At 56.5% G+C, this 19737-nt stretch carries 15 protein-coding genes; 9 read left to right on the top strand and 6 right to left on the bottom strand.

The genetic code is table 11. From position 1 onward, the window contains the following. Positions 1-6: 6 nt before the first annotated feature. From J5278_RS27380 to J5278_RS27365, 4 genes are read right to left on the bottom strand one after another with little or no spacing between them, the layout of a single operon-like run. The gene (locus tag J5278_RS27380; RefSeq protein ID WP_209186595.1) at positions 7-849 is read right to left on the bottom strand and encodes a phosphoadenosine phosphosulfate reductase family protein; all 843 of its coding nucleotides are present in this window, start codon (positions 847-849) and stop codon (positions 7-9) included. Beyond that, positions 846-4151 carry a hypothetical protein gene (locus J5278_RS27375; protein ID WP_209186596.1) on the bottom strand — a complete coding sequence of 1102 codons (3306 nt, stop codon included), beginning with the start codon at positions 4149-4151 and terminating at the stop codon, positions 846-848. Before J5278_RS27375 ends, J5278_RS27380 begins: the two co-directional genes overlap by 4 nt. Then, positions 4148-5071 carry a DUF4007 family protein gene (locus J5278_RS27370; RefSeq protein WP_209186597.1) on the bottom strand — a complete coding sequence of 308 codons (924 nt, stop codon included), beginning with the start codon at positions 5069-5071 and terminating at the stop codon, positions 4148-4150. Before J5278_RS27370 ends, J5278_RS27375 begins: the two co-directional genes overlap by 4 nt. A gap of 9 nt (positions 5072-5080) precedes the next feature. After that, positions 5081-6250, bottom strand: coding sequence for a cysteine desulfurase family protein (locus J5278_RS27365; RefSeq protein ID WP_209186598.1), 1170 nt, complete (start codon positions 6248-6250; stop codon positions 5081-5083). A gap of 638 nt (positions 6251-6888) precedes the next feature. Between J5278_RS27365 and J5278_RS27360 the strand changes: the two genes are divergently transcribed. Beyond that, positions 6889-9207, top strand: a complete 2319-nt coding sequence (locus J5278_RS27360; protein WP_209186599.1) for a P-loop NTPase fold protein — start codon at positions 6889-6891, stop codon at positions 9205-9207. Between the two features lie 278 nt (positions 9208-9485). Here J5278_RS27360 and J5278_RS27355 read toward each other — a convergent pair whose 3' ends face one another. Together J5278_RS27355 and J5278_RS27350 are read right to left on the bottom strand one after the other, a co-directional pair. After that, positions 9486-9989, bottom strand: coding sequence for a cupin domain-containing protein (locus J5278_RS27355; protein ID WP_111219364.1), 504 nt, complete (start codon positions 9987-9989; stop codon positions 9486-9488). 88 nt (positions 9990-10077) lie between these two features. Further along, a complete protein-coding gene (locus J5278_RS27350) occupies positions 10078-10617 on the bottom strand; it encodes a MarR family winged helix-turn-helix transcriptional regulator (RefSeq protein ID WP_209186619.1) in 540 nt (179 codons plus the stop codon). A gap of 74 nt (positions 10618-10691) precedes the next feature. On the opposite strand from J5278_RS27350, the gene J5278_RS27345 reads away from it, so the two are divergent. The 8 genes from J5278_RS27345 to ehuA all read left to right on the top strand — a co-directional run bounded on the left by J5278_RS27345 (position 10692) and on the right by ehuA (position 19586). After that, entirely contained in the window at positions 10692-11633 is a 942-nt protein-coding gene (locus J5278_RS27345) for a DMT family transporter (RefSeq protein WP_209186600.1), read from the top strand. Between the two features lie 180 nt (positions 11634-11813). Next, positions 11814-13475: an ABC transporter substrate-binding protein gene (locus J5278_RS27340; RefSeq protein WP_247749446.1), complete on the top strand. Its 1662-nt coding sequence runs from the start codon at positions 11814-11816 to the stop codon at positions 13473-13475. Between the two features lie 69 nt (positions 13476-13544). Next, positions 13545-14891: an LLM class flavin-dependent oxidoreductase gene (locus tag J5278_RS27335; RefSeq protein WP_209186601.1), complete on the top strand. Its 1347-nt coding sequence runs from the start codon at positions 13545-13547 to the stop codon at positions 14889-14891. Next, positions 14891-16237 (top strand): LLM class flavin-dependent oxidoreductase, encoded by a 1347-nt coding sequence (locus tag J5278_RS27330; protein ID WP_209186602.1) that lies wholly within the window; start codon positions 14891-14893, stop codon positions 16235-16237. The genes J5278_RS27335 and J5278_RS27330 overlap by 1 nt, the downstream gene beginning before the upstream one ends. Positions 16238-16418: 181 nt before the next feature. Next, positions 16419-17279 (top strand): ectoine/hydroxyectoine ABC transporter substrate-binding protein EhuB, encoded by an 861-nt coding sequence (ehuB, locus tag J5278_RS27325; RefSeq protein WP_209186603.1) that lies wholly within the window; start codon positions 16419-16421, stop codon positions 17277-17279. A 69-nt stretch (positions 17280-17348) separates the two neighbouring features. Continuing rightward, entirely contained in the window at positions 17349-18062 is a 714-nt protein-coding gene (locus J5278_RS27320; RefSeq protein ID WP_209186604.1) for an amino acid ABC transporter permease, read from the top strand. After that, positions 18059-18805, top strand: a complete 747-nt coding sequence (gene ehuD, locus J5278_RS27315) for an ectoine/hydroxyectoine ABC transporter permease subunit EhuD (protein WP_240538920.1) — start codon at positions 18059-18061, stop codon at positions 18803-18805. Before J5278_RS27320 ends, ehuD begins: the two co-directional genes overlap by 4 nt. Continuing rightward, positions 18798-19586, top strand: a complete 789-nt coding sequence (ehuA, locus tag J5278_RS27310) for an ectoine/hydroxyectoine ABC transporter ATP-binding protein EhuA (protein WP_209186605.1) — start codon at positions 18798-18800, stop codon at positions 19584-19586. Before ehuD ends, ehuA begins: the two co-directional genes overlap by 8 nt. The last annotated feature ends 151 nt before the right edge of the window (positions 19587-19737 follow it).

Below are 19737 nucleotides of genomic sequence, written 5' to 3'. Positions count from 1 at the left end.
GTTGCTTTATTTATGACAAATTACGCAGCTGCTCGTGCTTTCCTCCAACCCGTAGATGTCGTCAACGGTATCGATCGACAGGCCGGAAAGAGGGTTAACTTTCCGGCCGCGCCGAAGGCGTTCGCGACGCTTCTCGTAATCTGATTTGATCTGCTCAACGCGGTCCGGCGAAATTAAGTCAGTGAGGCTCTCGCCTTGGCTCCACGTGAACGGCGATCCATCCCTCAATGCTGTCTTTTCGTAGTCGACCGCCTCAGCGAACCGGTCGGGATGGTGCTCAGAAAGACGGACCCACTCAATCTTTTGCTGATAGAAGCAAAACGTGCAGCCCGAGCGCGATCGCCATTGATAATATTCAGGCTCGCCGACGTCGGACCGTTCAAGGATTTCAATCACGCCCATTCGATCGATCCCACCTTCCCGCAAGGGAAGATGGACCTTCATGTTGGGATGCGTAGCCTGGTAACCTTCACGGCTCGGCTCATCTGAACGGATTGCAACATAGGAATGAACGATGGTGCCGTTTGCAAGATCCTGTTGGAGCCAGTTCTCGAGTGGGCGCAATTTCAGCTGACGAGTGCACCAGCGAGTGCGCGGGGAAGGAAGAAAGTTGCCGTACTCATCGAGCCAGAAATCGAAGTCTCGATCGGGGTTGAGCCGTTGGATTGGCTTTCCCAGAAAGCCTTCCAATTTGTCCAGGAAGCTGTAGACCTCCGGCAATTCTTTGCCCGTGTCAGTGAAGAAATATTCTATAGGCAGTTCCGGATAGTGCTGCCGCATGTAAACTGCCAACGCAGCGCTGTCGCGACCGCCGGACAACCCAAGAATGTGACGTTCCTGAGCCTTCATACGTCCACCTCTTCATCACTATCGGCGGCCATCATAGCGACAGCACGCGCGAGCGCAGCAAGCTGCAATCTTCCACTCTTATTCTCTGCGCGAAGTGCAGCAACCAGCCGATCGGCAATACCAGCGGCGGATATCTTCTCGGTTTCGCTCAATTCGAAGCTTCGCATCAGCGGCGGTGTTTTGGGGTCGAGACCAACAACGAGCGCAACCGCTTCTGTTTGAGATCGCCGATCTCGTACAATTGCAAGAGCCTCAAGCTCGCGGAAACGCCGGCCGTACCGAGCAATCTCTGTCAGAGCTTCTTGTTGGTCTCTGTCCGACCAGTTTCGAGCAGGTCGATGCAAAAGCAGGCTGACAGTGCTTTCGACGTCGCCAGTTCCAAGTTCAATGGCGGCAACCCGATCGGCGAAGGCGTCAAAATTGTAATCATTAGTCAGGCCCTTAAGCAGAGCAGCGCGCTCCGCTATTCCGCCAAACGTGATGACATCGATCCCCAATGCCCTGGCAAGGGCCGCGCGAAGCTGTTCCAGCAGGAGGGGATAGCTTGCCTCGGACGCCTGAAGTCCCTTGTAGATGACCTCCGCTGAAAGCTCCTCACCCAAAGCAGAAGGCAGATCGTCGAAAAGAAGCCGCTCTGGATCGTCGGCTCGCATTACGGTGTTTCTGACCTTCAGTGACAGAGGGTCCAAATGGGACGTGCGTTTTGCAAATTGTGACAGTGCTTCGAAGCGCTGAAAAAGAGCTGCGGCAACGGGCAGGGATGTCCCGTGGTGCTCGACGCCGAGCAACTGGGCAAGCCCACTTAAGAAGGCCGTCTCGCGCACGGACCGATCGATCCGCCGTAAACGGAAAAGCCCGGGCTTCTGTAAAAGCTTGTCAACGACCACATCATCGACCGCAGTCTGATAAATCCCATCGATATAGACCGCCACTGTTTCCCGCTTGGCAAGCATGTATGCCAATGCCAGCACCGGCATCACGCCGGCTTTGATACCGAAGGGGGGTGCTGCCCACTCGGCATAAATGACGTCGAGAGGCTTGTCGCCCGCTTGGTCGATAATATCCCATGCCGGTTGAAGTGATTTGCCTTCTTTACTGTCGTCCGGCTCGGCGAAATCAAACAATCCACCTGCAGCCTCTTTGTGAAGGCCAAAGGGGCGCAGAAGCGTGAGATAAAGTCCGAGCTCCGCTGGGTACTGCGTCATCGCCAACTGAGCGTGGCTGTGAGACTTCACCATGGCATGGGCGAGCTCACGTAGAGCGGCCATGGAATTGGAGGATGGCTTATCGCGCTGAAGCAACTCGCTTTTGATAATGGGCGCGTTGGCAAATCCCACGTCTGCTAGCGCGCTGGCCACGACGGTCAGCGGCGCACGGAGACTTTCGCTTGGTTCAGGCGCAAGGTACCAGGTCGCATTTTCAAACGCGGTCTCAAGGGCGCGGTGAAGCTGATCGATGCAATGCGATTGCCTCGCCGCGACCTCCCGCCTTGCAATCCTGTCACCTTCGAGCTGGGGATGCTCACGCAAGACACGTTCGACGGCCAGCAGCTCTGCCGCGGTAGAACGCAGGGAAAACCCTTCGTTTACGCCACCGATTGCGATCAGCTTCTTCCGGCTCTGGAGTGCCCTCGCGGTTTTCTGCGCCAGTTGGCTGATCGCTCGTGTGGTCTGAGACCCATCACCCAGAATCAACAGCAAGAGACCGCTTCCTTGCTGCGACCGCGCTAGAAGCGCGTCAGTGAGGGTTTCAACAGTGTCATTGGGGGTAATCACCTGCAATGCTATTTCAAAAGTGCGCAGTGCGCCGGTCTGGAAGTAATGTCGTTTTGCGGTCGCGAAGCCAAAACCGACGCGCCGTGGAATCCCCTCCAGTTCGAGTGAGTCGGCAGGCTGGATCGCCCGACCAATTGCTTCATCGAGATCGAAGTCACTGCCGGCAAAAAGTGCATAGCCACCAATGCGCGGCTGACGGATCAAGATGGCCCAATCGACAAGATCCTTGGTCGCCCTGGCGATCGCGGTTTTGTCGAAGCCAGGAGCAGAAGCTGCTAGAAATTCATCGGCAAGAACAACGCCAGAGCCGTTACGGAAGAACTCGATGATAGCCGCCGATTTTGTCAGCGCCACATGGAGAACGCCGCCTTTGACCCCGGCGCGCTCAATCGCTTCGAAGGCAAGGCTAAATCGATTGCCATCTCTACCTGCCGTGAGAGCCATTCCGAAGTTAGCGGCAAGATAGTCCCACAACATTGCCGGGTCATAGGTGCCTTCAGAATTTTCTGTGGTCGCCAGGAATTCCTGGAAACCGGAAGGCTCGGCCGAACTCAGGAAGCCAAACACGCTTCTTTCGTTTTGAGCAAACCGGGCTCTTGAAATCGGCCCGAGCAGGAGGGCACTCACCGGGTTCAGGGGCCAAGTATGGCTGAGCGCTTCAGTCAGAACATCGATATCGGTCGGCCGGCGCTTGGCGACGGCTTCGGCGACCGCAAGAGCAAGAGATCTATCCTTCGTAGATCTATCGGCAGTGATCGCGCGGCCAAGCAGAGCGACCGTTTCATCAGCGCCGGAAAGGAACGCTATGTCTTGATAGCGGCCCTGAACCTTTCGCCATTCCTGACGCGCATCCCGGTCGGCGCGGGCGGTGTACTGGTCAAAGGATTGATGCAGAATGCCAATGACAACCAATCGACCAGAACTACGTGACGCGCGCTCGGCAAGATCCTGAAGCAAATGAACGTCACCGCCTTCAAGTGCTTCATGCTCGAGAAGTTTTCCGAGTTCATCGATGATAAGCAGGGTTCCACTGGATTTGTCGCTTCCTCCAGCGATCAATGCCTTGATCAGTTGATCGTCATTGCCAGTATTTGCCGCTGTGATGTCATCTCCCCAGCCGAATGTGGTGCGGGCGGCTTCGGCAACCGCATCGCGCAGTCGGGTCCGGCTTCCGGTGACCGGGACCACCTTCCAAGGGCCGTCACTTTCAGGAAACGCCTCCCCAAACAGTTTTGAGAGGGGCTCTCCGGCAATATCGCGGGCAATCTTACGATTTTTCTTGGGGCCGGCAACGAGGTTAGCGAGCAGCAATGCAGCGCTGGACTTACCGCCTCCATAAGGACCGGTCCAGGTAAAGGCGCTTTGATGATTATCCCGTTGGCTCTCCCCAAGGGTACGAAGAGCCTTCGCAACACTCCCCTGCAAGACATAGCCGACCAAAGGCGGGGTGCCATTGAGGTCCGCGTCGAGCCGAGCCGATCGAGCAAAGCGACGATCGATGGAAACGATGCTGGAAAGTTTACTCATGCTGCGACCTGTCGCTGAGCTGTGCGGCGATAGGCCAGAGAGACGACCGTTTCCGGATCGAAGTCGGACGTTCGCTGAACCTGACGCAGGCCGGCAGTATCAACCCATTGCCACGCCCCCCCGGTCAGATCGTCCAACCGCATCAGCCGGGATACGACGCTGTCTTCATCGAGTTTGAAGACGCGACCGGGAGAGCCTGCAGCATAGCAAATCTGCTCAGCAGTCAGCGTAGTTGAACCTCCGCTGCGCTCCCAGAATTGGCCGAGAGCGACCGCGAAGACCGCATCATGTAGACTCGGCTTTGGCCCACGGACAAACTCGTACCAGCCGCCGAGCCGCGCTTCTCTGATCATCGCAAGCTCTGCCAAGAGGGGTTCGGCGGCATCTTCAGTAAAAGAATCCACCCTTCTCACGTAACCCCGAAGAAATACCTCAATGTCACGTTTCAACGTTCCCCGCGTCGCCCGCCATCCATTGACTTCCACCAATGCCATCAGTTGGTCGAGCAGCGTTGCCGGATCAAACTCAATCGCGTTCAAGAGGTTGAATGCGTAATAAGCAGTCGTCGTCATATCGGCTGTGCTGGCAATGTGCCAATGCGTAAGCCAGATCGTGGAGGCTTGTTCAAGGTAGGGGTCGAGCCCATCATTAGAAAGCAGTTCGCGCCCAAGGCGGGTTGGCGTAATCCACCGATCGGTTTCTGTGAAGAAGCCTGACGCGAGAGCCCAATATCGCATTGACACGGCCATGTTGCGGCCGACGCCGAATCGAGTTATGGCATCTTGTTCCTGGAATGTTCTGGCATCGACGCCATCACCAATTGCATCAAATGCTTTTTTCAACCATAGCAGCCGAAGCGGGAACGTTTCATGTCCCGCAAACTGCCCTCTCGAATCGATTTTTACCGTCACGTTTCCCATGAAGGAAACTTACTGGGGAACCTCTCCAGTTGCAAGGTGAGACAGCGCATAGGCCTCAGCAATGTATGCCGCCGCCGCTAAAATTTCTTCTCGATCTTGGTAACGATTGCAAAGGATGCGGATAACGCCGCGCGCCTCTAAGTCAGAAAGTCCAATAGATTCAAGTACATGGGAAGATTTTATCTGGCCAGAGGTGCATGCTGACCCGGTCGATAACGAGACTTGGGGTGCGATCCGGGCGCAAAGTTCGTCAGCGTCCACACCGAGGAGCTGGAGAGACGCGCTGCCCGGCACGGTGCTGGCATCTCCAGTGACTTGCCGAAAGCGCAACTGCCGCAGTTGGAGGGATTGAACCAGAAGATCGATCAGGCTTTTGCAGTGCGCTCCGTCGTGAGCAAGCCGATCTTTTGCGACTTTTGCTGCTGCGCCAAACCCTGCGATGAGCGCAACGGGCTCGGTCCCGGGCCGCATGCCGCCCTGTTGACCACCGCCGAGAACCAAGGGAGAAGGCTTTGGAGCACCTGCAGAAACATAGAGTGCTCCAATACCCATTGGCCCATAACATTTATGCGCTGAGAGCGTGAGATAATCGACATCGAGGTCGAACACGTCAATTTCGATTTTCCCGGCCGCTTGCGCCGCGTCGGTGTGGAAAAGCGCTCCGCTTTGATGAGCCAACGCTGCTGCCTCTGCTACAGGCTGGACAACACCGGTCTCGTTGTTCACCAACATGACCGATGCCAGCAGCAGATCTTCGTCGACGAGCTTGGCAAACGCGTTCATGTCAAGTCGTCCGCAGGTATCGACCGGGACGATGGCTACCTCAAAGCCCTCGGATCGAAGCGCCAATGCTGGTTCCAACACAGCCTTATGCTCGACTGCCGACACTATAATGCGGTTTCTGTTTGGCGCATCCCGACGAGCCGCGCGAGCCGCACCAAGAATGGCAAGGTTGTTTGCTTCGGTTGCTCCCGAGGTGAACGTGATCTCGGCCGGCGAGGCGCCGATCAGATTGGCAACGTCTTGGCGACCATCTGCAATAGTCCGTGCAGCTTGCTCACCTGCGAGATTCGGTGAGCCGGCATTTCCAGGGTTCATCCATGCTGAGAGCATCGCTTCTTTGGCTTCCGGCGCTAGTGGAAGCGATGCGAAACCGTCGAGATAGATTGGGTACCCCATTCAAAATGTTCCCGCACTTTGCCCCGTTCGATGCTGAAGAGAATCGAAATGACGAGGTTATCAATGTCGAATGGTATAGCGAATGAAGCACTCGATCAGAAGGTGATTTACGAACCACGGTGTGAGGATTTTCGCTCGCTTAATGTGGTTTGCCGCAATGCCCACTTCTAATTACGCTTCGGCTTTCGAGATCGCCAACACTGGCATGCCCAAAGGTGTATGCATGTTGGACGCCTACGCCATTTCGTCAACATTTCAACCAAATCCACGCCCTAATGCTTGAGATAGCCATCCAACTGCTTCGGTTCCCGAAATTGCGTCGTTTTTAGGGGGCGTTCATCCTCAAGCAGGGCGATCACAGCGAGCCGGCGGAGAACTGCCGGAAAGCCGCGATCTGCCAAACAACTATTCCGATTGGCGCAATAAGCATGCAGGCCTGGAGCTGACTTTGCGATGCTGAACGTACCGTTGCGCTGCCAGTTGACGAAAGTCCGAAACGGCCGGCTCGATCGTATATTGGTGGACATATACGCGACAGCGTGGTGGGCCGCCTCATTTGTACACCTTCGGTAGTAGTGGCGGGCTGGCGCGCCTCGCCGTTTCATGAGACGAACACTCTGGGCGAAAATGGGGGAATTATGGCGGTACTTCAGCGTTTGAAAAAGTGGTGGTTTGGAACTAGCGCCACCAGAGCATTCCCAGGTGACCCAGAAATTGGAGCAGATGTTCCGATCCGCACGGCGAAACAGGATTTGCTCCGGCGCGTGGGTTATGCCGAGCGGATCGCCATCATCCTATCCGAGCTGAGCCTGGATGAAGGGCGGGTATTCGCAATCCGAGGCCCATGGGGCGCGGGCAAATCTTCGCTAAAGAACCTGGTTGTTGAACAGCTGAAGAACGGGTCGAAGCGCGCAGATTGGTTAGAGTTCAATCCTTGGCAGTGGGGTGATGGCGATGCAATAGCAACCGCCCTTTTCCAGCAGATCGCCGACAAGCTGGGGGGACCTTTATCAGGCCCATCGCGAGCTCGCGGCGCAAAGTTCCGAAAGTACGGCGCAATTCTTACAGGATCGGGCGCCACGATAAAGAAGACAGGTGGCGACGCACAGCTCATCACAGGTGTGCTTACCAACGCCTCGGTAGTTGCTCTGGCTGCGTCGATTGGATGGTCTTTGCCGGCCGTCGCGACCATCGCAGGACTATTGGCGATACTCGGTGTCGCAGTACCATTGCTGGGCCGGTTACTCGCCTACGCCGGACGAGATCGCTGGACTGGACCTCTGGACGAGATCAGGGCGGCGTTAGAGAGTAGTCTTAGGGAACTTGATCGTCCCCTGGTCGTATTTGTCGATGACATCGATCGACTTGAGCAAGAACAGATCAGGCTTCTCATTCGACAGATAAAGGTAAATGCGAACCTCCCCAATATCGTCTTCGTGCTGATTTTTCAATCCAGCATTGTCGAGGCGGCACTTGATCCTATCGCGAATAATCAAGGCAAAGAGTTTCTCAAGAAAATCATCCACGCCAACTTCGATTTGCCGGCCGTGGCGCGCTCGAGCGTCCACAAAGTAATGACATCAGAGCTTGACCGAATTGTCGGGAGCTACGCTAAAGAGGAAAACGGTTTCGAGGGAGTTCGCTGGGGAAACGCCCTTGTTGGCGCCATTCAACCGCACATCAATAATCTCCGAGATGCCCGCCGCTATGTCTCCTCGGTGGCAACACATACTCCCCTCCATGTCGGTGCGAAATTGCTAGAGGTTAACATCATAGATTTCCTTACACTTGAAGCCCTTCGCGCATTTGAGCCCGCACTGCACTCTGCTCTATTCGGCGAGCGCGATCTCCTCCTTAAGAAGGGTCGATATCAAGGCGACACAGAACGCGAGGCGAGCAGCGCGCGACTGAATGACCTCCTTGGGAAGGTTTCGGAGCACAATCGGGATGCCGCTGAGTCCGCTATCAAATTGCTTTTCCCGCGAGCGGAGGAGGCATTCGGGGGCATGGGGTACGGAAACGACTGGCTCGCCTCCTGGAGTGCGAGTAGGCGCGTTTGTAGCGCAAGGTATTTTTCACGCTATTTCGAGCTGCAAACGCCCCCGGACGATCTTTCAGAGAATGAATTTGATGAGCTGCTCAGCATTGCGGGTGACAAAAAGAAGTTGGAGGCCTTCCTGGAAAGCGTCGAGCAACGGGAATTGCTGGGCTCCCTTGCCGGGCGCATGGATGAAGCAGTCGCTCGCCTACCGATAGAAGCCGCACCCGTTCTTCTGCCGGCAATGTACGCCTTCGCACAGAAGCTTGCAGCGCACGATGGAGAGTCATTCAGCTCCCCTTGGACATCTGCATGGCGTTCCATAAGCTGGTACCTAGACCGGCTCCCGACCGACACGCGCGGAGAGCTGGCCATCGCCGCCTTCGAGCAAACAAAGGCCCTCTCTGTCGGGGCGACGATCATCTATTTGAACGATCCATCTGCACTCTCCAAGCAGTCGAAAATCGAGCCGAAGCTCAATAAATCAACCGTTGATCTTCTCAAAGAAGCGTGGCTCCAGGAGATAAGGAATAGGGCCAAGGATACGCCTGAAATGCTGAGATACGGGGACCTCGGATATTACCTCTACCGCTGGAAAGAATATTCTGGATCTATAGACGAACCTAAGGAATGGGTCGATAACGCAGTTAAGTCAGATGCACACTTCGTTGACTTCATAGCTCAGCTGATGAGCACGGGCTCCAGTCACACAATGGGCGACCTCGTATCCTCACGCGTCGATATCATCAGCTGGGAGGCAGTTGACGATTTTATTGGCTCCGAAGCTGCAGCCAAACGAATGAAGCAAATTCAAGTTGGAGGCCTCGAGGCAAAGCAGGCTAGGGCTATGGCTGCGTTGAGGCGGTGCCTTGAGGAAGGGCCGCGCTATTCCCGCGACGACGATGAGAGCAAATCGTGACGCGCGATGTGTCTGCAAGGACTATTCTGGTCAAGGGCGCTATAGCGAAGGAGGTTGTTTGAGCACCTCATGTGTTTTTCAAGGAAGGTCGATTTTTCGCAGATAAATCAGATGTCCGCTTGCCGTCCTATGAGCCATTGCATTGGACGGTTCGCGTTCGGCTCCGTAGCGACCAGTCTAGAGAGCAAGTTATTGTTCGGATTAGAGAACTTGGTGCAGATATAAGCCACTTGATGGCTGGGTCAGCGGTTCGTTTCCTTTCAAGGCGTTAAACATTCTTATTTTGGACGGCCAAATTTCTCCGGCCGGGCATGAAGCGGATCCACCCAGTGTACCTCGTTGGGCTTCTCGACGGGATCGACGTCGGTGATGTTGACGACGACCGCATCATTATCCGACCGCACCAAAACGCATTCCAGGACATGATCAGGGTCGGCATTGATCTCTTGATGAGGTACATAGGGCGGAACGAAGATAAAATCCCCTGGGCCAGCCTCGGCAACATATTCCAAGCGCGTTCCCCACCGCATGCGCGCTTTGCCGCGAATGACGAAAATCACACTTTCAAGCGCGCCATGATGATGGACGCCTGTCTTTGCGTTCGGCTCGATCGATACAGTGCCGGCCCAGATTTTTTGGGCACCCACGCGCGCATGATTTATTGCCGCCTGTCTAAACATACCCGGCGTCTGAGTGGTATTCGGATCGAGTTGGTCGCCCTTTATCACGCGGACGCCGTCATGCTTCCAGCGTTCCGTATCGCCGCCATTCCGTTCGGTCATCGAAATCCTCCTGAAAAGTTCAAACCATACCAAAGATCGAGAAATGTGCCTGCTGTGCCATGCTAAAAAACTGGAGAGGATGAGGTTTTTATTCGTCAGTAGCGGCAAGAAGCGTCCGAGAGAGTTTGCGCAAGAGCCTTTCCAATTCGGCCCGTTCGTGACCGTTCAGTCCTTCCAGCATGTCTGCTTCGGCGGCCGCGTCCTTTCTGAAAGCCTGTTCGGCGCATCGCTTCCCCTCATCCGTCAATTCCACCAGGAGGCTGCGCCCGTCTTTTTCGGTTGAGGTCCGACGAACCAGTCCGGCAGTTTGAAGGCGATTGAGCCTATGGCTCATGCCACCCGATGATATCATCAAGGACCGGAACAGTTCCGTCGGACGTAACCGGTAGGGTGGACCTGAGCGCAACAGCGTGAACAGGACGTCGGCTTCCCCGCTATCAAGGCCGTGAGACTGAAAAATCCCGTCTATTCTCGGACGGGAAGCAAGGGTTATCCATCGGGCGCGACCAAGAACAGCGATTCCCGATGTGTCCAAATCCGGCAGTTCCAGCGCCCATTGCGCCCGAATTTCATCGATCGGGTCTTGATAGGCGGTGTCATTCGTTTCCGCCGCAGATTGTCTTGACATTAAGATATCTCGCATGTTTATCTTTGCATGAAGATAAATGCTTGGATGCATGAGCACAAGAGGACGGCTAAGAAATGAGGCAAGTTTGGACGCTTCTGGCATCGCCATTTCTGCTGCTTGTGGTCGCGGGCTTCCTCTTTGCGGCAAAAGTAATGGTGTCCAAAGCAGCCCTGGACGCCGGAGTTCAGCCGTTTCAACTCGGCGTAATCGGCAATCTCGGAGCGGGTGCGATTTTGTTTCCCTGGTTGCTAGGCTCGAAGACGAGCTTGCCATGCAGTCCCCGTCACCTTCTTCTCTATCTGCTGCTCGGCCTCATCAGCTTTGCACTTCCCGTCGTTTTGTCGCATCTCGTCGTTGCACGGGTAGGGCCTGCATACGGGGCGACGATCTATTGCCTCTCACCGCTGTTGACGATGACGCTTGCCGTCGCTCTGCGCCTGGAAAAAATCTACTTTCTCCGCTCTTTCGGGATCATTCTTGGCTTTGTAGGCATGATCGCGCTCGTTCAGCAGCAACTGTTGCAAATCGATATGAGTCAGCACTTTTGGGTCATATCGGGTTTGGCTATCCCCGTCTGTGCGGCGTTCGGCAACATCATGCGGTCGGCCTATTGGCCTCGCGGGACGTCCGCACTGGCATTTTCTTGTGCCACGCTGGTCGTTTCAAGCGCAATGCTTGGCGTCGCCGCGCCGTTTTTCGAATCTCCAGCAAACTGGCACTTCGCCGATGCATCTATAGCGTTTTGGTTGCTGGCATTTATCTGCGTTTCGGCAATTTCCTATCTCGCTAATTTTCGACTTCAGGAACTGGCCGGTCCGGTCGTCTTCAGCCAGATTGGCTACTGGGGTACGGGCTTCGGTATCCTTCTTTCCGCAACGTTATTTGAAGACGTGCTAACCACGCTGTCCTTCATAGGAATGGGATGCATAGTTTGCGGTTCAGCGCTGGCTAGAAGGCGTGCGCGTGAAGAGCCCGCCGTGATCCCGGGGTCGGTCTACTCGAAACCGCAGCCATAATTGGAATGTGCTTTCAACGGTCGTAGAAAAAAGAGATCAAAATTGTTATCAATATTGCTCTCAAAAGAGGTAGCGTTCTCTGGCTGACTTCACCTGTGAAGCTTAGCGCGGGGGATGAACAGGGCGAAAGATGCTTGTCTCGGCTCCCGATTACTGCCGAACGCAACATCAGGAGACCCCATGCATTCCATTCTTGAAGTCAATCCGCCGCAGGGTAGACACGGCCCAACCACGCGCACCGCGTCGTTAAAATCAACCGCCGCCACGTTGCTATTGCTCGTCGGCGCTTCGCTCGTTTCAAGCGCTCCCCAGGCATTCGCTGAAACACCTGCCGATACGCTTGTGGTGGCGAAATATATCAGCGATCTCATCACGCTCGATCCGGCTGAGGTCTACGAGGCGACCGGCGGCGAAGTGGTGAACAATGTTTATGAGCGCCTCATCACTTTCGATCCTTCCGACTTTACAAAGGCTGTAGGTGGTGTCGCGGAATCCTGGACGGTTTCTGAAGATGGCCTGACCTTCACCTTCAAAATTCGTGACGGTCTGTTTTTCGCCTCAGGTCGAGGTGTGACTGCGAAGGACGCTGCGTTCTCCCTGGAGCGTGTCGTGCGCCTGGGCAAGACGCCGGTGTTCTACCTGACTCAGTTCGGGTGGTCGGATGACAACATATCTGACCACGTCGGCACCGCCGACGAGAAAACGCTCGTACTCAAGCTCGACAAGCCCTATGCGCCCGACTTGTTCCTGAAGGTACTCTCGTCCACTGTGTCGTCGGTCGTCGACAAAGAGGAGGCACTGAAGCACGAAAGTGGGGGAGATCTCGGCGCCGGCTGGCTGAAGAAAAACACGGCTGGCTCCGGACCGTACCAACTGGCCGGCTGGACGCCAAACGAAGCGGTCCTGCTTGCTGCCAACCCGCATTACAAGCGTGAGAACGTTGCCCTCAAGAACATTGTCCTTCGCCACATCCCGGAAGCGGCGACACAGCGCCTGCTGATTGAAAAAGGCGACGTGGACATCGCCCGTAACCTGAGCGCAGATCAGATACAGGCGCTTTCGACCAACCCTGACATCGCCATCATTTCGACGCCCAAGACAGACGTGAACTACATCGCGCTGAACCAGGGCGTAAAACCGCTGGACGATGCCAAGGTGCAGCAGGCCCTGCGCTGGGCGATCGATTACGAAGGGATCACCGGCAATATTTTGAAGGGTCAGGCCAAGGTCCATCAAAGCTTCTGGGGCAGCGGCTCTGGCGGTTCGCTTGACGAGACGCCCTACAAGCTGGACATCGCAAAGGCGAAGTCGTTGCTGGAGGAGGCCGGCTACAAGGACGGCTTCAAGCTGAAGCTCGACGTATCGAGCCGCTCGCCCGACAGGGAGGTCAGTCAATCTCTGCAGTCAACCTTTGGCCAGGCCGGTGTTACTGTTGAGCTGAACACGCTTGACCGGGCGCAGCTCCAGACGCGGTTTCGCGGGCGCCAGCATGACGCGGTGTTCTTCGGCTGGTCGCCGGATTACCTCGACGTTCATGCGAGTGCCTCGTTCTTCACAATCAACGACGACGACAGTGACAGTTCCAAGAACAAGAATGCCGCCTGGCGCGATCACTGGCTTGTTCCGGAGCTGACCAAGAAGACCCTGTCGGGACTGACGGAAGCTGATTCTGCCAAGCGGGAGGCCATCTACCTCGATCTGCAGAAGGAGGTTCGTGATAACTCGCCCTTCATCGTCATCTACCAACAGCTCGGCCAGGTGCCTGTTCGTGCCGATGTGAAGGGTTTCGTACCCGGACCGAGCTGGGACACCCCAGCCTACTGGCGCACCACCAAGAGCTGATCATGTGCGCCATGCCGGTTTATCCGCGGCATGGTGCTTTTTCCAACATTCCTGAATTGAGATCACGGCATGGCAAGACGCGACAAGCTCATCTTAGGCGCATTCCTGCAGACACCAGGCCAACACACGGCGGGATGGCGTTATCCGCGGGCCGACGCCAAAGCGAGCCTCGACATTGACGCACAGATCGCCTTCGCGCAAACGGCGGAACGAGGGCTGTTCCATGCGATTTTCATCGCCGACACGCTTCCCTTTCCCCAAAAGCTCGACGCTGAAAAACTCAGCTACAGCGCACGGGTTGTCGACTTCGAGCCGGTGACGTTGCTATCGGCGTTGGCCGTCACGACGAGCCGTATCGGTCTCGTTGGCACCGTGACCACCACGTATTACGAGCCCTATCTCGTCGCCCGCCAACTCGCCTCGCTTGACTACCTCAGCAAGGGGCGGGCAGGGTGGAACGTCGTGACCTCCTCGAACGGGGCGGAGGCTCTCAACTACAGCCGGCGGGAACACCCGCCCCATTCGCTTCGCTACCAGCGAGCGACGGAATTCGTCGATATCGTCAAGGGTCTTTGGGACAGCTGGGACGACGATGCCTTTCTGTTCGACAAGGAGGGCGGCCGTTTCTTCTCCCCGGAAAAAATGCACACGCTCGATCATTCCAGCCCGCACTTCAACGTTCGGGGACCACTCGCCGTCGCCCGTCCGCCGCAAGGGCACCCGGTCATCGTGCAGGCCGGTTCATCCGATGCCGGGCGCAATGCAGCGGCCAGTTTCGCTGACGTCGTTTTCACAGCCCAATCGGATCTCACTGGGGCGATCGCTTTTTATGACGACGTCCGCGCTCGGGTGACCGCAGCAGGCAGAAACCCGGATCACGTCGCAATCTTGCCCGGCGTGACGCCGGTGGTCGCCGCAACACGCAGCGAAGCGCAGGAAAAGTACGAGCAGATGCTGGATCTGGTCCACCCTGTCGCGGGGCTGGCGATGCTTTCGGGGGCGGCTGGAGCGGATTTGTCAAAATATCCAATCGACGGTCCCTTGCCGGAAGTTCCGCCGACCGAGGGCGACAAGACGCGGCAGGAACTGCTGGTTGCCCATGCCAAACAAACCGGCCTCAGCATTCGCGAACTCTACCGCTGGCTTGCACCCGGTTACAACACTATCGTCGGGACCCCGGCTGATATCGCCGATCATTTCGAGCACTGGTTCCGGAGCGGTGGTGCAGACGGGTTCAACGTGCGGTTTTCCTACCTGCCGGGAGATCTTGACGACTTCGTCGACCTTGTCGTGCCAGAGTTGCAGCGTCGGGGGCTCTATCACGAGGCTTACGAGGGCGTCACCTTGCGTGACAATCTCGGTATACCGCGACCATCCAGCCGCTACGTTCCGATGCCCGGCAACGAGCTCTTATAATGGCCAAGAAACCGATCTTTTTCAATCTCTTCGAATTGAACAACCGGACCGGCGACTCCCACGGTCTCTGGCGGCATCCGCATAGCCGGCATCATGAGTACAACGATATCCAGTTTTGGATCGAAATTGCACGCAAGATCGAGGAAGGCGGTTTCACCGCCCTCTTTCTTGGCGATTTCTTCGGTGCATCCGACGTCTATAAGGGGTCGCCGGAGGTCGCGATCCGCCATGCCATGCAGTTCCCCTCAAATGATCCGTCATTGCTGGTTCCGTCCATGGCCAATGCCACGACCACGCTGAATTTCGTGACGACGATCTCCACCACCTATGAGCATCCTTTCCACGTTGCCCGCCGACTTTCGACCCTCGATCACCTGACGAAAGGTCGCGTCGGACTGAATGTCGTCACGTCCTATATTGCCGCCGCCGCCCGCTATTTCGGACTGGACGAACCGATCGCGCATGATCGGAGATATGCAATCGCGGATGAGTTTCTCTCGGTATGTTACAAGCTTTGGGAGGCCAGCTGGAGCGATGGTGCGGTTCGGTTCGACATCGATAACGATGTTCATATCGATCCGACGCTCGTTCGCCCCGTCACTCATCAGGGAGAATTTTTCAAGGTCGCCGGTCCGCATGTCTGCGAGCCTTCTTTACAGAGGACACCTGTTATCTTCCAGGCGGGCAGTTCGACGGCCGGGCGCGACTTTGCCGCCCGGCACGCGGAATGTGTCTTCGTGCAGGGCCGGACATTGGCGGCCGTCAAGGAGAACGTCACCAATATCCGCCGACGCGCCGCAGACTTCGGCCGCGCGCCTGACGATATCCTAATCTTCCACCAGCAGACGGCGATCGTCAGGCCCACGCGGGCAGAGGCGCGAGAGCAACTGGAGGACTACGCGCGGTATCGCTCGCCGGAATCGGCACTGGCGCAATACTGTGGCTCGTCCGGCTATGATCTGTCCGCCCTCGATCCGGATTCCGTCCTGGGCTATGCGCCGACGGAGGCGAACCAGTCACGCGCGGCGCAGTACACCACCCAGTCAGACCGGCCATTCCTGGTGCGAGAAGTGATCGACGATGTCGGGCGCCTCGGAGACGGCATCCTGGTCGGCACCCCGGTCGACATCGCTGATCAGTTGGAAGCTATCGTCGACCAAACGGGCGTGGACGGCTTCAATTTCAATTCGATCGTTACGCCGCGCACGGTCGTCGATTTCGTTGACCAGGTCATTCCCGAACTCAGAAACCGCGGGCGTATCGCCAAGCACCGTTCGACATTTCGCGAAACCTTGTTCGGAGAAGGCCGAGCCCGGTCTACCAATGCGTCTCGGCTTTCTAAGTGAAAACTGGGCCGGAAACGTCCAGCGACGCATCCACGGGCATCAATGCCCCGTGGAACCCCGGCTTATCGATAAAACATTTTCCCTGGAATGATAAAATTGAAATCAAAATTGTTATCAATATAGAGAGCTGCTTTATGTTGGCGATGCAAATGTAACGCGAATTGCTTGGGGGTAATGAGGTATGAAGAGAGTTTTCCTGGCGTCTGTCCTCGCCATTTTTTCAGCTGGCGTCGTGGCATTGCCCGCTGCGGCCGAGACCACCCTGGAGCGCGTCAAGCGCACCGGGACCATCCAGATCGGCTTCTCAAACGAAAAGCCGTATAGTTTCAAACAGCCGGACGGCAGCCTTGCAGGTGTGGACTATGAACTGGCGCGGGCCGCATTCGCCAAACTCGGCGTTCAAACGGTCGACGGGGTGGCTGTGAAATTCAGCACGTTGATACCTGGCCTGAAGGCTGGGCATTTCGACGTGATCGCCGCCGGGCTCTTCATCCGCCCGGACCGTTGCGCTGAGATCGCCTTTGCTGAGCCGCATATTCAAATCGCCGATGCCATTACCGTTCAGAAGGGAAACCCAAAGAACATTCATAGCTACGACGACGTCCTGAAAAACCCGGACATCAAAATCGGAACGCAGCAAGGCTCGGCGTCGCGCAAGGATTTTGACCGGCTTGGTATTCCCGAGAGCCAACGTGTCGTCTTCCAGGATTTCCCGGAGGTCTTCTTCGCTTTGAAGTCAGGCCGCGTCGATCTGACGTCCTCGACCATTTTCGCGGCCAACGAGACTGTCGCTGCCGACGGTGGACAATCGGTGGAGCGGGCCAACCCGTTCACGCTTCCCGTCTTCGACGGCAAGCCGTCGATCAACTATCTCGGCTTCGGCTTTCGTCAGGATGACAAGGACTTGGTTGCCGCGTTCAATGAGGCACTGGGGGCATTCCGAGGCACGCCCGAATACGATGCAATTCTTGCAAAATATGCTGTGGCGCCGACGGATGTCCCTTCGCCGGCTGTAAAGCTCGCCGATGTCTGCAAGGGATAAATGTAATGCACAAGGTGCGGGTCTGCGAATTTTTACGGCCTGATGCGGTTGCGGTCGAGGGGCAAGAGCGTGCGTGACCTGCTTATTTGGGTCCCGCTGCTTCTCGACGGGCTGGTACAGACGCTCCTGCTGTTCGTCATTGTCTTGGCGCTCGGTTTTGTCCTTGGGGTTTTCGTCGGTCTTGCACGCCTGTCGCGGTTGCGTCCGGTGCGGTACGCCGCCTTGGCGTTCGTAGAGCTTTTTCGTGGTGTATCTCTCTATGTCACGTTGTTCTGGCTTTATTTCGCAGCCCCATTTCTCGGGATGCGGCTGAGCGTATGGGAAGCTGCGGTGATAGGCTGCTCACTCACCCACGCCGCCTATTCCTCCGAATATATCAGAGCCGCGGTGCTTTCCATTCATACCAGCCAGCACGAGGCGGCGGTTGCGCTGGGTATGAATGGCTTCCAGCGCTTGCGGTACGTGGTTCTGCCGCAAGCGCTGGTCGCTCTGCTGCCGTTGATGGGCAATGAATTCGTAATGCTGCTCAAGGGCACGTCGATCGTATCGCTGATCGGGCTCGCGGAACTGACGGAGCAGGCTCACTCGATTACCGTGAGTACCTATCAGCCGGTCCCGGTGCTTCTTGCCGTTTTATGCACGTACTTCGTCCTGGCGCAGGCGCTGATCGGGCTGACGCGGTGGATGGAACGCCGTTTCGGCCGGTGGAAGTTGCGTTCCGCCACGAGCCTACCGTCAGGGGCGCCGTCGGTGGTGATGATGGCGACTGCGGCAGCACATTGAAGAAGGACGATTTCTCTCGTGGCGACCAGATGAACATATTCAGCATAGACATTCATGGGCTGGACTGGTTCCGGCTCTCTGTCGTGGCGACCGTCCTGCCGAAGCTGATGTCCGCCGCGGGTGTCACGATTTATGTTGCGCTGCTTGCATTTGCAGGCGCACTAGTGATCGGCATACCGATATTGGTGGCGCGGCGCTCACGTCTTTCGCTCATCACCAGATCGTCGGTGTTCCTCGCGGATTTCATCCGCTCCACCCCCTTGCTGCTGCAAATCTACTTTTACTTCTTCGTGATGCCACAAATTGGAATCGTTCTGCCGCCGATTACAACCGGGATCCTCGCACTATCGATCCATTACGGATGCTATGTCGCGGAGGCATATCGCGCCGGTCTGGAAGCCTTGCCAACAGGGCAGCGAGACGCGGTCACCGCCCTCGGTTTTTCTCAAGTGGACGCTTACCGGCACGTCATCGTGCCGCAGATCATCCCTTTTCTCGTTCCGACACTTGGAAATCTACTCGTATCGATTTTCAAGGAAACGCCGTTGCTGGCTTCCATCGCGGTGACGGACATCATGTTTGTCGCCATGCAGCATGGTGCCGACTATTTCCAGTACATCGAACCCATCACACTTTGCGGCATGATATTCCTGGTCATCAGCCTTGCGACGTCCTTTTTCGTAAGGCAGTTGGAGCGCCTGGTGTCACAAGTCTGGCTCGGCAGAAAGACTTCGCATGGCTGACGGGATCACCTCACCCATAATCACGTTTCGAAATGTCAAAAAGACATTCGGCAACCTCACAGTTCTGTCGGACCTCAACCTCGATGTAGCGCCGAACGAAAACCTGACGCTCATTGGGCCAAGCGGTTCCGGAAAGTCGACGATATTACGCATTCTTATGACGCTGGAGACCGTTCAGGGCGGCGGCGTGTCGGTGGATGGTGAAGAACTCTGGCACGACCAAGGAGCGGGTGCGGCGAGCCGGCAGGCGAGTGGGCAGCAAACCGGAGCGATCCGTCGCAAGATCGGGATGGTGTTCCAGAGCTTTAATTTGTTCCCGCATATGAGCGCATTGCGCAACATCGCGGAGGCTCCTGTTCGCGTGCTTGGGCTTTCAAAGGATGAAGCCTATGCAAGAGCCCTCGAACTTTTAAAGCTTGTCGGGCTCTCGGAGAAGCAGAACAGCTTCCCGATCCAGTTGTCCGGCGGGCAGCAGCAGCGTGTGGCGATCGCTCGCGCGCTCGCCATGCGCCCGAAGATTCTGCTGTTTGACGAAGTGACCTCGGCGCTCGATCCGGAAACGGTCGGTGAGGTGCTGTCGGTGATCCGCGACCTCGCACAAGAGCATCAGTTCACGACACTGATGGTGACCCATCACATGGGTATCGCCCGCGAAATCTCCGATCGCGTCTGTTTCCTCGAAGGCGGGCGCATTATCGAGCAGGGCAGTCCGGCTCAAATATTTGAATCGCCCTCGAACAACCGGACAAGGGCTTTCCTCAAGGCCATTCTCGAAGCCTGACGGGCAGGCACGGCTACAGAAGTTTGAGTCGCAGCCAACTTCCGTTCAGCCTGCACTTTTCGCCACCTCAGAGAGGTTCGGTTACTCGTGTCGCCGCATCGCGGTCGATAACTGCATGTCCCCTCATTTTTTGGTTGAAGCCCCGCGCCCT

It is taken from the genome of Rhizobium sp. B21/90 (assembly GCF_019355815.1).
Lineage (GTDB): Bacteria > Pseudomonadota > Alphaproteobacteria > Rhizobiales > Rhizobiaceae > Rhizobium > Rhizobium rhododendri.
This window is presented reverse-complemented; position numbering and strand designations above follow the sequence as displayed.